Source organism: Rhizobium sp. HT1-10, assembly GCF_049472505.1.
GTDB lineage: Bacteria > Pseudomonadota > Alphaproteobacteria > Rhizobiales > Rhizobiaceae > Rhizobium.
Window position 1 is genome coordinate 232,999 of sequence record NZ_JBCEBQ010000008.1, and the last position, 17,322, is coordinate 250,320.

Sequence of the window (17,322 nt, forward strand, 5' to 3'; positions counted from 1 at the left end):
GTCGCCAAGCACAATGGCGGCTGGACAACCCGCAAAAGTACAGGGCGCACCTCGCGGTCAGCGCTGCCCTTCGCAGGGGGGCGCTCGTCAAGCTCCCCTGCAAGGTCTGCGGAAATCCGCGGACTGACGCGCACCACCCCGATTATCGCCGCCCGCTGAAGGTAATCTGGCTTTGCCGGTTCCACCACTCCCTAGCGCATCGGGAGAAGCCCAAGTCATGAGCCAGACGCGCATCGACTTCAAGTCGGCGGATAATGCTGGCTTCCATCAACTTCGCGATAAATGGAGGAGCGCAGCGGCAAGCAGCGCTCTTTCCCGCGCGGGCTTGAGGATTGCTGGTGTGCTGCCGACGTTCCTAAATCGTGAGTACGGCTTTGCGTTCCCGAGCGACGAAGAACTAGCCGGCGCGATCGGAACAAATAGCCCGTCGACTGCCAAGCGTGGCCTTATCTCCCTCGAAGATGCTCACCTCATTGAACGCCAGACGATGGTCAAGCGTGACGAGAAAGGCGAGGCCATCGGTCGGATCCGCCGCATCTATTTTACGCTTCCAGAAGTGAAGGTTCATGTCGGAGGTGAAGGTTCAATAAGTGAAGGTTCAAAAGGTGAAGGTTCACACGATGTGAAGGTGCAGAAACGGCTAGGTGAAGGTTCACCCGTATGGACCAATATACTTGATAGAGTTACCCTTGATAAAGAATTAGCTTTGGATAAGGAGAAAGTTAAAGAGGGTACGTTTACGCGAACTGAACCTTCACTCGGCGTTGGGGAAAAAGAAAAAAAAGAGCAGCCTAGTCCTGCGCCTTCACTGTCGCGTTCAGGGTCCGCTTCCTCACCCGCTCCTAAGCCTAATCCATACGAAGCCGCGAGGAACGGCGATGCGGTTCTATCCACCATGGAAGCTACACCTGCTGTCCCTTCGGCAGCGCAGCAACTTCAGCCCGGTCAGCTTGAAACCCGTAGCGTTGCCGTTGCACCTTCACCTCGCTGGCAGGATGCCAAGCATCCGAAGTCAAAGCAGGGCCGGCCGCTCAGCCGCGAGCCGCTGCCTGCGCCACGGTCGATCGAAGCCGGACACGCGTTCCTGCGCCGTCACCACGTGCCCGAAACCGAGTGGCCCCGCCTGATAGGCGACCTCATGGACGGCTACCTATACGAATACGATATCGAACCATGGATGGACGCAGCATGAGCACCGGTCCGTCATCGAGAAAGAACTGGAAGTGCGCTCGCTCTGTCGCGCTTCGGTTTGAAAAAAGGATGGCTATGTCAACCACAGGATTAAGTATAAAAGTCGCATGAATCCTGTGGATCACGATACGATACTCAAACCTGCATTGGCGATGTTAGGTATTTATGTCGCCCTCCCCCAAGAAAAGCTTCACGCTGATTCGAGGAAAGCATGAACCAGGAAGATAATGAACCCTCGCCAGAAGACATTGAACGTTGGACGCGTAACCTAACTAAAGGGGGTGTGTCCAAAACTGAGCATACCCCCGTCAGCGCCGACGAGCGGAAAATGATTGCCAAGGTGTTTGGCACCAAGACGCAGGCAGAGGAGTTTCTGCGGCACGAGAGCCGACCGGCTCAGATCCGAGCCGGTTCCCGCATTGATCTTAGAAGGCCCTTCAAGTCCCGGCCGCCGGTCCTCCGGTTCGAATATTGGGAACGCACCGACGGTCGATTTGGCCTACCTCAATGGACGATTGAGCGCTTCGAGAACGGAGTTCGCGTCAAAGTTCATACCGGGCAGGATTGGCAGAAGCGAAATGATCTATTGATCAAGCTTCAGGCCGCCGGCCACCCCTGTCTGCCGATCACGGTGGCCGGGGTAATTCCGACACCCATCCAGGGTCTAGCGAAAGACAAACCAAAGAAGCCGAGCAGCCGCATCGATATCATGAAGCAGGTCGGAAAGCTGACCACAGACGATCTTGAGGATTTTGAATGAACCGCCCAGCGCTCACGCCCGAACGCCTCGATGCCCTACTCGACCGTAACGTGACGTCACGTCATGTAACGCGTGACAAGATCATCTGGACGCTGCCAGCGATTGGGAAGCGGATCGGCGTCGGTACCGACTTCGTCCGGGATACATTGGCAAAGCAGGAGGGGTCGCCGGTAAAACAAGTCGGCGGACGTTACTTTGCCTTTGAGGACGAACTCATCACGTTCCTACGAAATTATAGAGAAGGATAATCCTCGCGCTATCCTTTTGTAAGACGAATTTGCGTCAGGATGGCGGCCATAGATTCGGCCACGTGAACTCTGTCCTTAGTCTGGCGCTCAAGCATCGTCCCTTCCGCCACAGGGAACATCTGCACGACATAATCCATGTTGACGGCAAATTTGTCCTTACTGGGTAGTGCAGTGAGTTCCAACCACATTCTCGACCAGCCTTTCACGACTCAACTTCGGATACCAATATATAGCCACGAATTCCCGTCTAAAACCGTTATCACACGGGGGTCCGCATAAGGCATAAACTTATGCATGAAGCTGTGGCCTTTTTCCCGATCCGAACTTGAAACGAGAGACGCGGACGTCGCCGACATGGACGGCGTTCTGCATGCGCTCTGGTCTGGTCAATCATCTGGCTCCGTCGCCGTCTCCGGAGCCGCTGCCCTTCGGGTGCCTGCCGTCGCATCCGCCGTGCGCGTTATCTCCGAAGCCGCAGCCACCCTCGACATCCGCGTTGTGGAAGTCCAGGCCGACGGCACTGAGACACCAATCCCTGGCCATCCCGTCGCTGCAATCCTGACAGGCGATGCCAATCCATGGACATCGGGCTTCGAGTTAATCCGGGATCTTTGCGCAGACGGCCTCACACGGGATTGGGGCGGCCTTGCCTACGTCAACCGCGTTCGCGGCGAGATCCGCGAAGTCATCCGCTACCAGCCCGGCGCGATCAACGTCACCTATGATCCGTGGACGGCCGAGCCGACCTATCGCATGGACGGGCAGATAGTCGACATCCGGAACGTCGTTCATGTGCGGTGCCCGTTCGATCGATCGCCCTTGACGCTGGCAGCCGAAGCAATCGGCGTTGCCCAGCAGATGGAACGCCATGCCGCCATGCTCTTCAAGAACGGCGCTCGACCTGGTGGCGTGATCCAGACGCCGAAGCCCCTCGGCGACGAAGGCGTGAGGAAAATGATCAAGTCTTGGCGCGCTGCCCACGACGGCGCGGACAAGACTGGAAAAACAGCGATCCTCTGGGATGGTGCCGAGTTCCGGCAGATGATGCTGAACAGCGTCGACAGCCAGTTCCTCGAGCTGCGCAAATTCCAGATCCTCGAAATAGCCCGTGCCTTCCGCGTCCCTCCTTCGATGCTATTCGAGCTCGATCGAGCAACGTGGTCTAACAGCGAGCAGATGGGCTTCGAGTTCCTGACCTACACCCTGGAGCCGTGGTTGCGGGCGCTGGAAACCGCGCTGGCTCGGGCGCTCTTCACCAAAGAGGAGCGCAAGAAGTTCCGCATCAGCTTCGATCGCGACGACTTGACCCGCGCCGATCTGCAGGTTCGCGCCGCTGCCATATCCAGCCTGATCAGCGCCAAGGTCATCAACCCGAACGAAGGCCGGAGTTGGCTCGGCATGGCCGGCTATTCCGGCGGCGACGATTTCAGCAACCCTCACATCAACGTCGATCCGAGCATGGGACACAACGGCGGCCCGCCGCTCGATGATCCGACGCCTTCGCAGGAGCCAGCCAATGCGTGAGCCAAGGGCAAAAGCCGTCGCCGTACCACTACAGCCCACCGTGATTGGGCTCGACGACGTTCTCGGCAACGTCGCTGATCAGGATCGCGGACGCGAGCTTATGGTCATCGATCCATGGACAGGTCAGCCCACCGGGATGCGCTTCCGGATCGCCGGACCTGACAGTGACGTCCAGCACCGCGCTCGAATCCAGATGATGGATGAATTGGCCGAGGCGGCACGGCCCGATGGCACTGTGTCTGCTGAAGCGCGTGAAACCGCCCGGATCAACTGCCTCGCCAAGTGCGTGCTTCTGATGGAAGTCGAGGAAGAGGGCAAGCCCCTGGCGCTATCTCACAAGAACATCATCCGCATCCTTCGCGCCGGAACGTGGATCCAGGCCCAGGTCGACGCCTTCGCCGGTGACCGCCGCCACTACGCACCGGAGCGCCGCTGATGGATCACCTCGACCTCTCCCTGCGCTTCGAAGCACCAACCGATGCAGGCGAGTTCTCCGGCTATGCGGTCATCTGGGGCGAGCGCAACGGCCACAACGAGATAGTCAAGCGCGGCGCTTTCCGGGCATCGATCGAGCAGCACCGGGCAGCGGGAACGAAACCCGTCATGCTCTGGTCGCACGATCCTTCCGACATCATCGGCGTCTGGAATGAAGTGCGAGAAGACGACAAGGGCTTGTTCGTTCGCGGCCAGCTCATCATCGCCACCACACGCGGCAAAGAGGCACATGAGCTGCTGAAGGCCGGCGCGCTGAACGGTCTGTCGATCGGCTTCCGCGTCCTCAAGGGCGGCGAGACCCGCCAGTCCGGCGTCCGCGTCCTGACCGGCGTCGATGTCCGCGAAATCTCCCTCGTGGGCATGCCATCAGCCGGCAGTGCCCGGATCACCTCCATCCGCAGTCACGGCCGCACTTCCGAGAGTGCAGCGGCCTTCGTCGAAGCATGCCGGAAGGCGAAATGCGCTCTCGCAGTCAAAAGGAAGACAGCATGAAACAGTTCCTCAATCTCGAAACCCGCGCCGAGCCGGACGAAGACGATCCGCTGGCCGCTGCCACGGCTCTTGTCGCGGCCATGGAAACTCGGATCACCGAGTTCGAAACACGCTTTTCTGGCATCGATGAAATCCGCAGCCAGGTCACGGATCTGGAAACCCGGATGAGCCGGCCCGGTGGCACCAACCTGCCAGGAAACGACGTGGTGCCGATCGAGCGCCGCGCTTTCACCAACTTCCTCCGTCTTGGTGACAATCGCATGGACGCCGAAGAGGTACGCGCCCTGATCGTCGGCGACGACACGAAGGGCGGCTATCTGGCTCCGGCAGAATTCCAGACCGAAGTCATTCGCGGCATCGTCGAAATCTCTCCCATTCGACAGGCGGTTCGGGTCGGCTCGACATCCGCCGGCTCCGTCATCCTTCCGAAGCTTACCGGCCGCCCGACGGCATCGTGGGTGGGTGAAGACGAGGAGCGGGACGAGACGACGATGACCTATGGTCAGATCGAAATCCCGATTCACGAAATCGCCTGCTACATCGATGTCAGCAATCGTCTTCTGGAAGACTCGGCCATCAACGTCGAAAGCGAAATCGCGACCGAGCTGTCGCAGGAATTCGCGGTCAAGGAGAACGGCGCTTTTTCGAACGGGGACGGCGCGAGAAAGCCGCTCGGGATCCAGCGCATGTCCGGCGTCGGTGAAGTCGTCAATGGTAGCGCTACGGTGGTCAACTCGGACAAGCTGATCGCGCTGCTCTATTCGCTGCCGCAGGCGTATCGCAACACCGGCTCCTGGCTGATGAACGGCACCACGCTCGGGATCATCCGCACCCTGAAGGACGCCAACGGCAATTACCTTTGGCAGCCCAGCCTTCAGGCCGGCCAGCCTTCGACGTTGCTCGGTCGCCCGGTTATCGAAGATCCGACTATGCCGGACATCGCCAACGGCACCTATCCAATCTGGTACGGCGATTTCAGCAAGGCCTACCGCATCTTCGACCGCGTGGGCATGTCGATCCTTCGCGACCCCTTCACCCAGGCGACGAAAGGCATGGTTCGCTTCCACGCTCGCCGGCGTGTCGGTGGCGGTCCGACCCTCGCCGAAGCCCTCCGCAAACTCAAGATGGCAACCTCGTAAGGAGAAACGCCCATGCGTGACCTCGTTCATAACATCGGTGTCGTGCAGAGCATTGCGCCTGCCGACATCGCCGCCAGCACCAACGGTAACTCCGTTGATATGCTCGGCTTCGACAGCGTGGCATTCGTCGCCACCACGGGCGTTCGCACCGCGTCCGGCGCTTTCACACTCACGCTGGAGGAGAGCGACGATAACGCCACCTTCACGGCGGTGGATGACGATCACTATCAGGCGCCGGTATCCGGCAACCTGGCGGCCAACAGCACCGCGAAGGTCGGCTATCGTGGCTTCAAGCGCTACGTGCGGCCCGTCCTTACCAAGGGGAGCGGCACTTCCATCTTCGTGAGCGTCATCGCCATCAAGGGCCACGCCGTCGATCGTCCGGTGGCCTGATGCCATCCCGCGCTCCTCGCATATGCAGATGCGGAAAGGTCATCCCTGACGGGGTGATCTGTGTCTGCCAGGAGCGCGCCACACGCGAGCGCAAGGCACGGTTTGACAAGACCCGCCCCAGCGCCCGCGACCGTGGCTATGACGCCGAATGGCGGAGCGAAGCAAAAGCCTTCCTCGCCCAGCCTGAAAACCAATGGTGCGGATGCGGGGCGAAATCCTGTGTCGTCATGCACAAGCAGTCGATCCGCAATCGCCCTGACCTTCGTATGGTCCGCTCCAACTGGATGCCCGGTTGTCAGAGGTGCAACGCCATAGATGCCGCCCGTGAGCGGCGCGCAAACAAAGGATAAAGCAATGTCTCTTTTCGCAACCGCCGGTATGAAGCTGCACATTGGCGGCCCCATAACTGACAACGACGCAGACATGGTGCTGGCCGACTTCACCAGCGTGACATGGGTAGAGGCGAAGAACCTCGACAGCATGGGCTCGCTTGGTGACACAGCTCAGGTCATCACCGCCGCTGTCATCGACCGCAACCGAGACGTCAAAGTCAAGGGCACGCGGAACGCCGGCTCGATGCAGGTGGTCTTCAACATCGATTACGCGGACCCGGGACAGCAGGCGATCATCGCCGCAGAGAAGTCGGTCAACAACTTCGCCTTCAAGGTCACGATGAACGACGCACCTGAAGGTGGCACTCCCTCGACCCGCTTGTTCATTGCCCTGGTGACCAGCCAGGCAGAACAGTACGACACGGCGAACTCCATCATGAAGCTGAATGTCACCCTCGAGGTGAACAGCAACGTCGTCCGCACCAATGCAGCGCCGGGAACGTGATGAACGACAAAGGTATGGCCATCATGGCCACTCCCTCGAAGGTGCTTGAGTCATGCAGGTGGCAAGCCATTGCCATCATGGCAACACCCGGGGGGGGTGGGGCACGACTTTGCCCCTTTCAAGGAGACCGGCGCACGGTCTCTCGCGCAAGACATCACCTAAATAGGATTTTTTTAGATGCCGATTTTGACTGTGGCAGAGCTGAAAGAGCAATTGAACCTGACCCCGGATCTGGGGGCTGGTGACGATGCACTGCTCGGCAGGAAGCTTGCCGCGGCTCAGGATCACGTCGAGAGGCTGCTCGGCTACAAGATCGAGGCCAACTATCCGCCCGTCGGCAACCCGCCTGTTTCGACGGTGCCGCCGGCGCTGATCGAGGCCGTCAGCCAGCTTGCCGCGCAATGGTACGAGAACCGCGAGGCAACCGTCATCGGATCGACGGTCTTCTCCATCCCGTTTGGCGTCGAGCAGATCATCCAAGAATACCGGGAGTTCAGTTTCGATGGCTGACGACGGCGGGCTTTCCCGATTTCAGGCCCGCATGAGGGCTATTCCCGAGGCTGTGAAGCAGTCCGTCGCTCCTGTCTTGAGCCAATCGGCCCATGAAATTGCCGATGACATCGAGCGCCTGGCCCCGGAAGAGAGCGGCGACCTGAAGAATTCAATCGCGGTCACGCCGCCAGGGCAGTCGACGCCAGCATACTCTCAGCCGGGCGGCTCGCGGGTCGCGGGCCCGACCGAGACCATCATCACCGCCGGCGACAAGGAAGTCCGGTACGCGCACCTCGTCGAGTACGGGACGACGAGGTCACAAGCGCAGCCGTTCTTCTGGCCGGCCGTTCGGCTTGCCCGGAAGCGCACTACTCAGCGCATCAAGCGCGCCATCGGCACTGCCGTCCGAAAGAATTGGGGAAGCAAATGAGCCCTGAAATCGCCCTGCAGAAGGCAATCAGAGGTCTCCTCATTTCTGAGGAGATCGTCACTTTTCTCGTTCCTGTCGCTTCGATCCTAGATCGCAACGAGCGGCCGAACCCGTCGCCCTCCATCATCATCGGCGAAGGGCAGAGCCTCGACGAGAACGACAGCATCAGCCGGAACCTGACGCGGGTCTATATGGACCTTCACGTCTGGAAAAAGGAGGTTTCCACCGCTGGAGTAAAGCTAATCGCTGGCGCAATCCGCACGACGCTGCGCTCAAAATTGAGCCCAGTGGACGGCTTTCACTTCGTCGACAGCTTCGTCCAGAGCATGAGGTTCCTCCGCGACCCCGATGGCGAGACCTCGCACGCCGTCGTCACCGTTTCCGCGAAGGTGGAGGAGCTACTGTGAGAGCCGGCAAGCTAGACCGCACCATTCAAATCCAGCGTTGGACGACCGATCCGGAACCCGATGACATGGGTACCGTGACGCCAGGCTTTACCGCACTTGCCACGCTCCGGGCGCAGATCGTCCAGGCTTCCACCGACGAGTATATCCGGTCAGCCGGCGCGACCGACGAGACAGTCATCATCTTCCGAACCCGGTGGCTCGCTGGCGTAACAAACTCCGACCGAGTGTCCTATCAAGGCGCCTTTTTCAACATCAAAGAGGTGAAGGAGATCGGTCGCCGCGAAGGCCTCGAACTCAGATGTCAACAGGTGGTGACACAGTGAGGGGAGCGAAGCCGGAGATCATCAGCGACAAGGCCGCCGTGAAGACCATCATGCCGCCGCCCGCTTGGCTGTCACCGGATGCCCAGGCGGAATGGGAGCGCGTCATGCCCATAGTTGTCGAGCGCCGCATCCTCACCGTCGCCGACCTCGGTAGCTTCGAGAACTATTGCGTCTCGATAGGTACCGTCCGCGAGATGGATCGACACCTGCAGGAACACGGTCACGTCTACGAACTGGACGGCGCGTTCAAGCGGAACCCCGCCGTCGGCGTCCAGTCCGACGCCATGACCCGGGCCCGCCTGCTTGCGGCCGAACTCGGCCTCACACCTGTGTCGCGTTCGCGGCCAGCCGTAAGGGAGGACAGCGATGGCGACGACGACCTATCCCCATTGGATATATGATGGCTCGGCGATCGATGATCCGTTCGGCCGCGGCGAGCGCGCCGTCAAGTTTCTCCGATCGCTTCGTCACCCGAAGAGCATCCTCCCCAAAAACGGCTTCAAGTTGGACGAATGGCAGGAGCGCATCGTCCGGCGGATCTACGGCCCTCGTCACGACGACGGGTCGCGCATCGTCAAGACTGTCGTCCTCCTGCTTCCTCGCGGGAACCGCAAGACGTCGATATCAGCAGCACTTGCATTGCTCCATACGATCGGCCCGGAACGTTCCCCCGCAGGGGAGTGCATCTTCGCGGCAGCCGATCGGCAGCAGGCCGGCATCGCCTTCAAGGAAGCCGTAGGCATCGTTCGGGAAGACAAGCGCCTGGTGGCTGCCACCCGCGTCTATGACGCTCACAACAGCGCGAAGAAGATCACTTTCCCGAAGGAAGGTTCGTACCTTGAGGTCATCTCAGGCGATGCCGGCCCGCAGCATGGCCGCACCCCTGTCTTTGTCCTGGCCGATGAAATCCACATATGGCCGAACCGTCACCTCTGGGAAGCCCTGACGACAGGTCTCGACAAGACCGACAACCCCTTGCTGGTGGTGGCGACAACCGCCGGCCGTGGGCAGGACAACATCGCCCATGAAATCGTCGACGATGCCCGGAAGGTGGCGCGCGGCGACGTCGACGACCCGACGATTCTTCCGATCCTCTTCGAAGCCGATCGGGATGCCGATTGGCGAGACGAAGCGCTGTGGCACAAGGTCAATCCCGGTCTACGCCACGGATATCCTTCGCTCGACGGCTTCCGTCGCCATGCCAAGCGGGCAGAGCGCAGCATAGGCGAGCGCCAGTCGCTTCGGCAACTGAAGCTCAATGTCTGGCTAGATGCTGCCACCGACCCTTTCGTCGACATGGACATCTACGATGCGGGCGGCGAACCGTTCGACTTCGACTATCTCGCCAATGAGCCTTGCTGGCTTGCCGTCGACCTATCGTCGACAACCGACCTTTCCGTCATCGTGGCATGCTGGCGCCGGCCGGAAGGCTACGTCGTCCGGCCTTGGTTCTTCTGCCCGACTGAGAACCTCGCAAAGCGCGAGGAAAGCTCCGGCGCTGGCTATGAGGAGTGGGCTGAGCAAGAGCTGATCACACCGACCGAAGGCACCGTCATCGATTACCAAGCGATCGAGAACAAGCTCGTTGAACTCTGCGAAGAGCTGGACGTCCGAGAAATCGCCTTCGATCCATACATGGCGCGCCAGGTGCAGCCGAAGATCCTCGAAATGGGACTGCCGGCAGTCGACTTCCGGCAGGTGCCATCCCTGATGATGCCGGCGATCCACGAGCTAGAGCGCGCCATACTTGGCGGCGAGTTCCATCACGCCGGCAACCCAGTCCTGCGCCACTGCTTTTCAAACGTGGTCGTGAAACGCAATGATCAGGGCCATGTCGCCAAATTCACCAAGCCGAAGCTGTGGCTGTCGATCGACGGCGCGGTCGCGGCTGCCATGGCTGTGTCCCGCTGCGCCGCCGGTGACAGCGGGCGGTCGTCCTACGACACCTATTCTGGCGACGATATCGAAGATTGGAGCTTTGCTTAATGGCAACAGATGAAGAACGCCTGATCGTATCTCTCGAGGCGAGAATCAACGATTTCGAAAAGAAGATGAAGCAGGCCGAGCAGACTGGCACGCGCTCATTCACGACCCTTCAGCGGCAGTCGTCGGCCGCCACGAAGAACATGGAGCAGGACATGCAGCGCTCGACGGCGCGCATCAACCAGGCGCTGGCGACGACGACCACAAGCATTGGCACCTTTGGGAAGGCCTTCGCTCTCACCTATGCGAGCATATCCGCCGTCAAAGGATTTGCGAACCTGTCGGACGCGGCCACGAAAATCTCTAACTCGCTAAGGACGACGGGCCTCGAAGGCGCGGAGTTGGCCGGCGTGATGGATAAGCTATTCGCCGTTGCGCAGAAAAACGCGGCGCCGATCGAGGCCTTGGCGCAGCTCTATTCCCGCGTCTCGGTCGTCCAAGCCGAGCTTGGCGTGTCGTCCGAACAACTGATCGGGCTAACGGATAATGTCGGCAAATCGCTGAAGATCACCGGGACAAGCGCAGAAGAGGCGAGCGGTACGCTGCTGCAGCTGGCGCAGGCGTTCGGCGGAAACAAGATACAGGCGCAGGAATATAATTCGCTGATCGACGGCGCCTTGCCGCTTCTGAAGGCGGCGGCGGCCGGCATCAAGCAGGCGGGCGGATCCGTCTCGACGCTTACGGCGCTGGTGAAGGATGGAAAGATATCGAACAAGGCGTTCTTCGACGGGATCGAGGCCGGTAGCTTCATCCTCGACAGGCAGCTTGGCGGCGCCACCCTGACCGTTGGCCAGTCCATGACGAACCTGCAAACGGCGCTCATCAAGGCAACGGGCAAGTTCAACGAACAGACGGGTGCAGCATCCGGCCTGGCGCTCGAAATCCAGAAGATCGCCGACGCCATCCCCAACCTTAAATTCGACGGCGTGGTTGGTGGCATCGATCTGATAACGAACGCTGTCCTCACAGCGATCGCCAAGGTCGACGGCCTCTATGGCGCTCTCACCAAGCTCGCCGGCTTCAATGTCGGCGACCTTCTCGGCAAGGGTGGCGACAGGGGCGACGCCAATCCGTCGCTTATGGAGCTCGGGCAAAAGACCTCGGATCAACAGCTGACGGATCTCGCAGACCAGCGGCTTCGCATCGAACGCCAAATCGCCGATATCAAAAGCCAGGGGCTCGATGACATCGACGCCGGCAAGGGCGCTCTCGCTCAGTACAAGGCCGATCTCGACACCATCGATAAGCAGGTTGGCGCCATCAAGCAATCCGTCCGAGATACGAAGGACGCGGCGCTGATCCCGCCTGTCGTCGCATCCATCGCCCATCCGCAAAGCAAGGTGGTCACAACTCAGGTCGACGACAGCAAGGCCGGTAGCGTCGATATCACCGATACCAAATACACGCCGAAGGGCGATCCGACCAAGAAAGCCAGCGGCGGCAAAGGCACGAAGAGCGACCCTTTTGCATCCGAAGTCGAAGCTATCCGAAGGCGAACGGATGCGACCAATGCCGAGACCGCGGCGCAAGCCAAGCTCAACCCGCTGATCGACGACTACGGGTTTGCAGTCGCCAAAGCCAAACAGCAAAGCATGCTGGAGACCGCCGCGAAGGAGGCCAACACCAAGGCGAAGATCAACAACGGCCAGGTGACGGAAAAACAGACTGCGCAGATCGAGGCGCTTTCGACCGCGTACGCCGACTCGGTTGCGGCCGCGAATAGGCTCGATGATGCGCAACAGAAGATCGTCGAGCGCCAGCGCGAACTTGTCGAAACATCAAAGGACGTTACGCGCGGCATCGTCGATGGATTTGCGCAAGGCGAGTCGGCCGCCAATGTCTTCAAGGATGCCCTCGGCAAGATCGCCAGCAAGCTCGAAGACCTGGCGTTTGATTCGATATTCAGCACCGGCAAAGGCGGCGGCGGATTGGGAGGCATCATATCCAGCCTGTTCGGTGGCGGTGGTAGCAGCGGCGCTGCATCGTCCTTCATGAGTGGCGGCTTCGATCTTGGACTACCCAAGCTTGCCAAGGGTGGCGTCCAGAACAGGCCGTCGATCTTTGCCGAGGCGGGACCGGAAGCTGCTGTGCCTCTTCCTGATGGTCGCCGTATCCCCGTCGATCTCGGCAAGGGCTCGGCCGGGATGACCGTAACGGCAACCTATGCGCCGACCATCCACTTTACCGGGACCAGCCAGGAAATTGCTAACCTACAGGCAGTCATGGCTAAGGATCGTTCGGAGTTCGGCGCAAAGACCATAGCGACAATCAGGGATGCCACCAAACGGAGGATCATCTGATGGCCGATTTGGCAAAGCTTCTCGTGGAGACACTGAAACAGCAGCTTGCTACGGGTGCCAGGAAGGTCGCAGTGCCAGCGGGCGGTGCGCTGGTGTGGCGCTGGTTTACCGATCTTCACAACGCGAGAACCTATCACGCCCACGGGCCTAACCCGATCTCATACCAGGAGATACAGGCCTATGCCGCCGCCACCAGATGGCTGCTCGAACCGCGACACGTCGAGATCATCCGAGCAATGGACCGGGCCTATCTCGATCATTCATATCTCGCGAGACAGCGTGACGCGCCGGGCGTCAAGACGCTTCCGCCTATTTCCAGCCAGGTGATGAACGTCGGAATGTTTGACGCAATATTTGGGTGACCCATGGCCTATCTCGACAACTTCCTCGAAAAGCGGCGCGACAGACTGATGAAGCCCCAAAAGGGCAGACGGATCATGAAGGGAGAGCGGCGGCGTCATGTCGTCGACGAAGTCATGGACGTGCTCAAAGATTGGCGGTTTAGCCACTTCGAGAACGAGGCGTCGGTCCGGCATGGTCTCAGGTCCGCGATGTGCCTCGACGGCAATCGGTGGCCGTTGTCCGATCTGGAAGCCGACCTGATCGTCCAGGAAGGCTTGAGCCTCATCGGTGCGAAGCGTCCGTCCTGGGCAGAAGGGCAGCGAGACTATGCGGAGCCATGCCACAACTGCGCCTGGTGCGGCCAAGGCCTACCGGAGGAGGTTACGAGCGGCGCGCGCCAGGGGCGGTTCTGCTCGTCGGTGTGCGCAAATTCCGCCATCCAGAAAAGGTCCGAAGAAGATCGGTTTCATGCGACCAGAACCGGCATGGCTGCATACAGGGTCATTCGACGCGAGCAACTGCCGCTACGCGATTGTCTTCAGTGCGGCACTGGCTTCCGGCCCTTCAACTATAAGAAGGCCGATCAGCGCTTTTGCACTCACGAATGTTCGCAGGTCTATGGACGCCGGATCCCGGAACGGGACTGTAAGACGTGTGGAACTTCGTTCCGTCCAGCCAGCGCGACAGGGCTTTATTGCTCGGTGGCGTGCTCAGTTGCGCGTCCTCGTGAGACAAAGGGATGCCGAGAGTGCGGTAAGCCCCTTTCTACAGGATGCGTCACAGCGCCATTCTGCTCCAGGGCGTGCAGCTATCGCGAAGAACAAGGTCGGCGCCGCATTGCGCGACTGCAGCGCGCTTGTGAAAAGGTATGTGCATATTGCGAGGAGACGTTCGTTGCGAAGACGCCGGCGGCCACCTACTGCTCCCCCACCTGCCGGGCATCAGCGCACTATCACCAGAAGAAGAAGGCCAGCAACGTCATCTATCTGACGACAGAGGTCTTCGACGGGTGGTTCAGGAGGGCGGCTTAGGAGATGATCGTTTCAGCGCCGAGCTTCGCTATAAGGCCATATATTCTCTTGCGGGCTGCCTCCTCGGCCTGAGGCAAATTGCTGCTGTCTTTCGATTTAATCCGGACGTGAAACTCCGATACAATGCCGAAATCTTTCGCTTCATACAAAAAATTAAAGGCACCCATTCCGTCGATAGGATCTTCGAATTCGACACGGCGCAGTAATATATCCATCGTCAATTCCTCTGGGTATGTGTGTGATGCACGAAAGGTGTGGCCATGACGGCCATACCTTGTTGAGCGGCCCGCCTGGTTAGCTAGAGATCGTCTTCACGCTATTAAACCTAAAGCCGCAATGCTTGCAGACGTTCGCCTCCATTAGAACTGTCTCGGCACATTCAGGGCAGGTCTTGCTAGCGCGATGCTCTGCCTGTTGGTGTGCCGACGATACCGCGACAAGTTGCGGGCTGAGCGACGGCATACAGGCGATCAGGATCACGCCGAAGATACCCAGCACAAGGCCGATCAGCAACCAGCCAACCCAATTCCGGTCCTTGGACCCCGCGATGATCGCCGTGACGACCCCGCAAATCAACCACACGGTTAAAATCAACTGAACCCCCATCCCATTTCGGCCAAAGTGGCAGAGGCTGCCGCATGTTGCAATCCATGTTGCATGGATTCGCCGCGTGTCAGTGGAAGTGGCCGGAAATCATGGAAATCAGCTTGCAACAAGAATGCAACACGGAGAGACCGCTTTGGCCGCCACAGCCAAGCTAAAATATTGATTTTGTTGCTTTAAAAAGTGGAGGCCTCGCCCGGAATTGAACCGGGGTACGAGGATTTGCAGTCCTCTGCGTCACCACTCCGCCACGAGGCCGTCCGTGTAGTGGTCGCGGCGATTTAGACCAGCTCTAGACAGAGCGCAAGAGCCTTCGATCTCAATGGCACGATTTTTCGCATTCCGGTGGCTGCACCGCGCGCTAACCCCGCCTGCGCTGCCTCTTCCTGCCCCACCAGACCGACACCCTTCTGCGCCCGCGGCGGACGGTGGCGCTGTCTTGGGAGAGGATGAGGAGCCCGAGCGGGACCATCCAGAAACCGAGAATCGGCAGGAAGCCGAGGCAGCCTCCGCCGATCAGCGCTGTGCCGACCGACATGCGCGCCAACCGCGATTTCGGCAGGGGCACCCGCACCGATCCAAGCACGAGCTTGCCGCGCGCATGGTCGATGCCAAACCGCATTTTCGATCTGGATCGCGTCGACGCGTCCGGTTCAGGTCCTGTTCTGGCTTCCGTCATCCACAGGAAATGGGGATATCGGCATTTATTGCAAGCCGATGAACGATTTTTGAAAAAACCGCTTGGCAAATCGAGAAAGCATTTGTATTAGCCCACTCACACCGCGCCAAGCGGTCTTCCCTGGTAGCTCAGCGGTAGAGCATTCGACTGTTAATCGACAGGTCGCCAGTTCGAATCTGGCCCGGGGAGCCAAATTACAGAAAGCCTTTGCAGCGATGCAAAGGCTTTTTTGTTATGCCTGGCAACAGGTTGCTGGTATCCATGTCCATCCGCCCACGCCCGCGTTGTCCCGGCCAAAAATGAACCTGCGCTTCCGCCGATCGCGTGTTGCGGACCGCCGAGAGACCTGCAACCATCAACGTCAGGAACCCGTTTCCGGGAAGGGTCGGGTTACTCGCTGTACCCCAGCGGCTGCGGGACATGAGGAGATGGACATGAGAATTGCGATGATCCTGATTGCCGCCACGCTGCTTTCGCCAGGCATGGCGCTGGCGCTGCAGTGCACGCCCAACGATGATGCCGCCCGAATCCTCGCCTCTCCCGATCCCGACGATATCCATCCCGACTGGAGCGACGGCTCGACGGTTGGCATGAGCTGGACCTTCGAGGGGAAAGAGGTCGGCGGCGGCAACTATCTCAAAGGCAAGCTGATTTCGCCGCGCGGCGGCGTCGCCAGCCGGGGCGTCTATATCATCGCCAACGAGTGGGATTGCAGCAACTAGACGACGGTTGATTCCGACGAGGCGCAGCCGCCGGCGCAAATTCGCGGTTGATCCCGACGACGAAGCAGTGGAGACTGACGGCGGCTAGCCGCCTTCGACCTCGCTCCTGTTCCGACCGAGATTGTCGCCGGCTATATCGATATCAACCTGTTCAGCCAGGAATGATCCCTTGAAGCAGACATCCGTTTCTCTGTTGCGCCGCCTTTACCTCGGGGCAGCGACCCTCGCCGCCCTCACCCTGACCCAGACGGCGGCCATGGCGGCGCCGAGCTGCTGGTCGCTCCTCCAGAGCAAATACGGGCCAGGCATCCTGAAGGCCGTCGACGAAGCCGATCCCTGCGCCAAGATACCGGGCTTCGAGCAGAAGGAACGGTTCAACCTCACCGGCCTCGACCTCTGCACCGCACCCGATGGCGTGCAGATCAATGCAACCGCCGACCTCGCCTGCAAGTCCGGCGCCCATGGCGGGTTGCTCAAGGGCATGGGCATAAGCGGCAAGCTGCAGGCCTCGATGAGCGTCGATGTCGGTGCCTGCAAGGTGACCGACGCACGTGTCAGCGTCAGCGGCCCGGTCGGCGCGCTGCTGAGCTCTGTCGGCGAGATCCAGGGACTGGCCCGCAACTTCGCCCAGAAGAAGCTCTCGGAGATCTGCGCGCCGCGTTAGTCTCGGTCCGGGCTCGGTGACCCATGGCGGCGGACTGCCTAATGCAGCCGCTGCCTGCAAAAATCCGTTGCCCTTTTGTACTCACACCCTCTTCACATTCCCGCCCCGCCGCTCCNGAGGAGGCGCCGCAGGCGCCGTTCGAAGGCGCGCCGCTGTCGGGCGGCGTCGCCGAATGGGTGAAGCAGCTGGAATCGGAGGCGGAGCTGTCCGGCGTCGAGACGCAGCGGCAGATCGCCTACAAGGCCGGCAAGCATCGCAAGAAGGTCG

25 protein-coding genes and 2 tRNA genes are annotated in these 17,322 nt (G+C 60.1%); 23 read left to right on the forward strand and 4 right to left on the reverse strand.

Annotated elements, in window-relative coordinates:
* Window positions 1-217 precede the first annotated feature (217 nt).
* The 18 genes from VH564_RS19830 (at window position 218) to VH564_RS19915 (ending at window position 14,387) form a co-directional block, all read left to right on the forward strand.
* Complete coding sequence (locus tag VH564_RS19830; RefSeq protein WP_423341581.1) at window positions 218-1,192, forward strand: hypothetical protein; 975 nt, start codon at window positions 218-220, stop codon at window positions 1,190-1,192.
* 210 nt (window positions 1,193-1,402) lie between these two features.
* Window positions 1,403-1,951 (forward strand): hypothetical protein, encoded by a 549-nt coding sequence (locus VH564_RS19835; protein WP_423341582.1) that lies wholly within the window; start codon window positions 1,403-1,405, stop codon window positions 1,949-1,951.
* Window positions 1,948-2,199, forward strand: coding sequence for a hypothetical protein (locus VH564_RS19840; protein WP_423341583.1), 252 nt, complete (start codon window positions 1,948-1,950; stop codon window positions 2,197-2,199). Before VH564_RS19835 ends, VH564_RS19840 begins: the two co-directional genes overlap by 4 nt.
* Before the next feature lie 294 nt (window positions 2,200-2,493).
* Complete coding sequence (locus tag VH564_RS19845; RefSeq protein WP_423341584.1) at window positions 2,494-3,723, forward strand: phage portal protein; 1,230 nt, start codon at window positions 2,494-2,496, stop codon at window positions 3,721-3,723.
* Complete coding sequence (locus VH564_RS19850; RefSeq protein WP_423341585.1) at window positions 3,716-4,159, forward strand: hypothetical protein; 444 nt, start codon at window positions 3,716-3,718, stop codon at window positions 4,157-4,159. Before VH564_RS19845 ends, VH564_RS19850 begins: the two co-directional genes overlap by 8 nt.
* Window positions 4,159-4,710 carry an HK97 family phage prohead protease gene (locus VH564_RS19855; RefSeq protein ID WP_423341586.1) on the forward strand — a complete coding sequence of 184 codons (552 nt, stop codon included), beginning with the start codon at window positions 4,159-4,161 and terminating at the stop codon, window positions 4,708-4,710. Before VH564_RS19850 ends, VH564_RS19855 begins: the two co-directional genes overlap by 1 nt.
* Window positions 4,707-5,849 (forward strand): phage major capsid protein, encoded by a 1,143-nt coding sequence (locus tag VH564_RS19860; protein WP_423341587.1) that lies wholly within the window; start codon window positions 4,707-4,709, stop codon window positions 5,847-5,849. Before VH564_RS19855 ends, VH564_RS19860 begins: the two co-directional genes overlap by 4 nt.
* Window positions 5,850-5,861: 12 nt before the next feature.
* The gene (locus VH564_RS19865; protein WP_423341588.1) at window positions 5,862-6,242 is read left to right on the forward strand and encodes a hypothetical protein; all 381 of its coding nucleotides are present in this window, start codon (window positions 5,862-5,864) and stop codon (window positions 6,240-6,242) included.
* Window positions 6,243-6,596: 354 nt separating this feature from the next.
* On the forward strand, window positions 6,597-7,079 hold the full coding sequence (locus VH564_RS19870) for a hypothetical protein (RefSeq protein ID WP_423341589.1): 483 nt from the start codon (window positions 6,597-6,599) through the stop codon (window positions 7,077-7,079).
* A 177-nt stretch (window positions 7,080-7,256) separates the two neighbouring features.
* Window positions 7,257-7,589: a head-tail connector protein gene (locus VH564_RS19875; RefSeq protein ID WP_423341590.1), complete on the forward strand. Its 333-nt coding sequence runs from the start codon at window positions 7,257-7,259 to the stop codon at window positions 7,587-7,589.
* Window positions 7,582-8,001 carry an HK97-gp10 family putative phage morphogenesis protein gene (locus tag VH564_RS19880; RefSeq protein WP_423341591.1) on the forward strand — a complete coding sequence of 140 codons (420 nt, stop codon included), beginning with the start codon at window positions 7,582-7,584 and terminating at the stop codon, window positions 7,999-8,001. Before VH564_RS19875 ends, VH564_RS19880 begins: the two co-directional genes overlap by 8 nt.
* Complete coding sequence (locus VH564_RS19885; RefSeq protein ID WP_423341592.1) at window positions 7,998-8,408, forward strand: DUF3168 domain-containing protein; 411 nt, start codon at window positions 7,998-8,000, stop codon at window positions 8,406-8,408. The genes VH564_RS19880 and VH564_RS19885 overlap by 4 nt, the downstream gene beginning before the upstream one ends.
* On the forward strand, window positions 8,405-8,731 hold the full coding sequence (locus tag VH564_RS19890) for a phage head closure protein (RefSeq protein WP_423341593.1): 327 nt from the start codon (window positions 8,405-8,407) through the stop codon (window positions 8,729-8,731). The genes VH564_RS19885 and VH564_RS19890 overlap by 4 nt, the downstream gene beginning before the upstream one ends.
* Window positions 8,728-9,132, forward strand: coding sequence for a phage terminase small subunit P27 family (locus VH564_RS19895; protein ID WP_423341594.1), 405 nt, complete (start codon window positions 8,728-8,730; stop codon window positions 9,130-9,132). The genes VH564_RS19890 and VH564_RS19895 overlap by 4 nt, the downstream gene beginning before the upstream one ends.
* Entirely contained in the window at window positions 9,098-10,717 is a 1,620-nt protein-coding gene (locus VH564_RS19900) for a terminase large subunit (RefSeq protein ID WP_423341595.1), read from the forward strand. The genes VH564_RS19895 and VH564_RS19900 overlap by 35 nt, the downstream gene beginning before the upstream one ends.
* A complete protein-coding gene (locus VH564_RS19905; RefSeq protein WP_423341596.1) occupies window positions 10,717-13,014 on the forward strand; it encodes a tape measure protein in 2,298 nt (765 codons plus the stop codon). The genes VH564_RS19900 and VH564_RS19905 overlap by 1 nt, the downstream gene beginning before the upstream one ends.
* Entirely contained in the window at window positions 13,014-13,376 is a 363-nt protein-coding gene (locus VH564_RS19910) for a phage tail assembly chaperone (RefSeq protein WP_423341597.1), read from the forward strand. Before VH564_RS19905 ends, VH564_RS19910 begins: the two co-directional genes overlap by 1 nt.
* A 3-nt stretch (window positions 13,377-13,379) precedes the next feature.
* Complete coding sequence (locus VH564_RS19915; protein WP_423341598.1) at window positions 13,380-14,387, forward strand: hypothetical protein; 1,008 nt, start codon at window positions 13,380-13,382, stop codon at window positions 14,385-14,387.
* On the opposite strand, the gene VH564_RS19920 is transcribed toward VH564_RS19915, so the two are convergent.
* The 4 genes from VH564_RS19920 to VH564_RS19935 all read right to left on the reverse strand — a co-directional run bounded on the left by VH564_RS19920 (window position 14,384) and on the right by VH564_RS19935 (window position 15,612).
* Window positions 14,384-14,602, reverse strand: a complete 219-nt coding sequence (locus VH564_RS19920) for a hypothetical protein (protein ID WP_423341599.1) — start codon at window positions 14,600-14,602, stop codon at window positions 14,384-14,386. The genes VH564_RS19915 and VH564_RS19920 overlap by 4 nt on opposite strands.
* A gap of 79 nt (window positions 14,603-14,681) precedes the next feature.
* Window positions 14,682-14,993 carry a zinc ribbon domain-containing protein gene (locus tag VH564_RS19925; protein ID WP_423341600.1) on the reverse strand — a complete coding sequence of 104 codons (312 nt, stop codon included), beginning with the start codon at window positions 14,991-14,993 and terminating at the stop codon, window positions 14,682-14,684.
* Between the two features lie 181 nt (window positions 14,994-15,174).
* Window positions 15,175-15,248 (reverse strand) — tRNA-Cys (locus VH564_RS19930).
* 103 nt (window positions 15,249-15,351) lie between these two features.
* Complete coding sequence (locus VH564_RS19935) at window positions 15,352-15,612, reverse strand: hypothetical protein (RefSeq protein ID WP_423341601.1); 261 nt, start codon at window positions 15,610-15,612, stop codon at window positions 15,352-15,354.
* On the opposite strand from VH564_RS19935, the gene VH564_RS19940 reads away from it, so the two are divergent.
* The 5 genes from VH564_RS19940 to VH564_RS19960 all read left to right on the forward strand — a co-directional run.
* Window positions 15,527-15,760, forward strand: coding sequence for a hypothetical protein (locus VH564_RS19940; RefSeq protein ID WP_423341614.1), 234 nt, complete (start codon window positions 15,527-15,529; stop codon window positions 15,758-15,760). The two genes, VH564_RS19935 and VH564_RS19940, sit on opposite strands and share 86 nt — an antisense overlap.
* A 26-nt stretch (window positions 15,761-15,786) precedes the next feature.
* Window positions 15,787-15,861: transfer RNA gene (locus VH564_RS19945), tRNA-Asn, on the forward strand.
* Window positions 15,862-16,103: 242 nt separating this feature from the next.
* Window positions 16,104-16,391, forward strand: a complete 288-nt coding sequence (locus VH564_RS19950) for a hypothetical protein (protein WP_423341602.1) — start codon at window positions 16,104-16,106, stop codon at window positions 16,389-16,391.
* Between the two features lie 169 nt (window positions 16,392-16,560).
* Complete coding sequence (locus VH564_RS19955; protein ID WP_423341603.1) at window positions 16,561-17,055, forward strand: hypothetical protein; 495 nt, start codon at window positions 16,561-16,563, stop codon at window positions 17,053-17,055.
* 62 nt (window positions 17,056-17,117) lie between these two features.
* Window positions 17,118-17,322 (forward strand): hypothetical protein (locus VH564_RS19960; protein WP_423341613.1); only part of this gene is annotated, 205 nt, incomplete at its 3' end.

Bases quoted from the DNA above. Each gene is read 5' to 3' on its own strand.
- VH564_RS19935 (WP_423341601.1), bottom strand. From the start codon at position 15,612: ATGCGGTTTGGCATCGACCATGCGCGCGGCAAGCTCGTGCTTGGATCG.
- VH564_RS19845 (WP_423341584.1), top strand. From the start codon at position 2,494: ATGAAGCTGTGGCCTTTTTCCCGATCCGAACTTGAAACGAGAGACGCG.
- VH564_RS19865 (WP_423341588.1), top strand. From the start codon at position 5,862: ATGCGTGACCTCGTTCATAACATCGGTGTCGTGCAGAGCATTGCGCCT.
- VH564_RS19860 (WP_423341587.1), top strand. From the start codon at position 4,707: ATGAAACAGTTCCTCAATCTCGAAACCCGCGCCGAGCCGGACGAAGAC.
- VH564_RS19900 (WP_423341595.1), top strand. From the start codon at position 9,098: ATGGCGACGACGACCTATCCCCATTGGATATATGATGGCTCGGCGATC.
- VH564_RS19875 (WP_423341590.1), top strand. From the start codon at position 7,257: ATGCCGATTTTGACTGTGGCAGAGCTGAAAGAGCAATTGAACCTGACC.
- VH564_RS19830 (WP_423341581.1), top strand. From the start codon at position 218: ATGAGCCAGACGCGCATCGACTTCAAGTCGGCGGATAATGCTGGCTTC.
- VH564_RS19905 (WP_423341596.1), top strand. From the start codon at position 10,717: ATGGCAACAGATGAAGAACGCCTGATCGTATCTCTCGAGGCGAGAATC.
- VH564_RS19950 (WP_423341602.1), top strand. From the start codon at position 16,104: ATGAGAATTGCGATGATCCTGATTGCCGCCACGCTGCTTTCGCCAGGC.
- VH564_RS19940 (WP_423341614.1), top strand. From the start codon at position 15,527: ATGCGCGCCAACCGCGATTTCGGCAGGGGCACCCGCACCGATCCAAGC.
- VH564_RS19910 (WP_423341597.1), top strand. From the start codon at position 13,014: ATGGCCGATTTGGCAAAGCTTCTCGTGGAGACACTGAAACAGCAGCTT.
- VH564_RS19855 (WP_423341586.1), top strand. From the start codon at position 4,159: ATGGATCACCTCGACCTCTCCCTGCGCTTCGAAGCACCAACCGATGCA.
- VH564_RS19840 (WP_423341583.1), top strand. From the start codon at position 1,948: ATGAACCGCCCAGCGCTCACGCCCGAACGCCTCGATGCCCTACTCGAC.
- VH564_RS19920 (WP_423341599.1), bottom strand. From the start codon at position 14,602: ATGGATATATTACTGCGCCGTGTCGAATTCGAAGATCCTATCGACGGA.
- VH564_RS19850 (WP_423341585.1), top strand. From the start codon at position 3,716: ATGCGTGAGCCAAGGGCAAAAGCCGTCGCCGTACCACTACAGCCCACC.
- VH564_RS19880 (WP_423341591.1), top strand. From the start codon at position 7,582: ATGGCTGACGACGGCGGGCTTTCCCGATTTCAGGCCCGCATGAGGGCT.
- VH564_RS19915 (WP_423341598.1), top strand. From the start codon at position 13,380: ATGGCCTATCTCGACAACTTCCTCGAAAAGCGGCGCGACAGACTGATG.
- VH564_RS19870 (WP_423341589.1), top strand. From the start codon at position 6,597: ATGTCTCTTTTCGCAACCGCCGGTATGAAGCTGCACATTGGCGGCCCC.
- VH564_RS19835 (WP_423341582.1), top strand. From the start codon at position 1,403: ATGAACCAGGAAGATAATGAACCCTCGCCAGAAGACATTGAACGTTGG.
- VH564_RS19885 (WP_423341592.1), top strand. From the start codon at position 7,998: ATGAGCCCTGAAATCGCCCTGCAGAAGGCAATCAGAGGTCTCCTCATT.
- VH564_RS19925 (WP_423341600.1), bottom strand. From the start codon at position 14,993: ATGGGGGTTCAGTTGATTTTAACCGTGTGGTTGATTTGCGGGGTCGTC.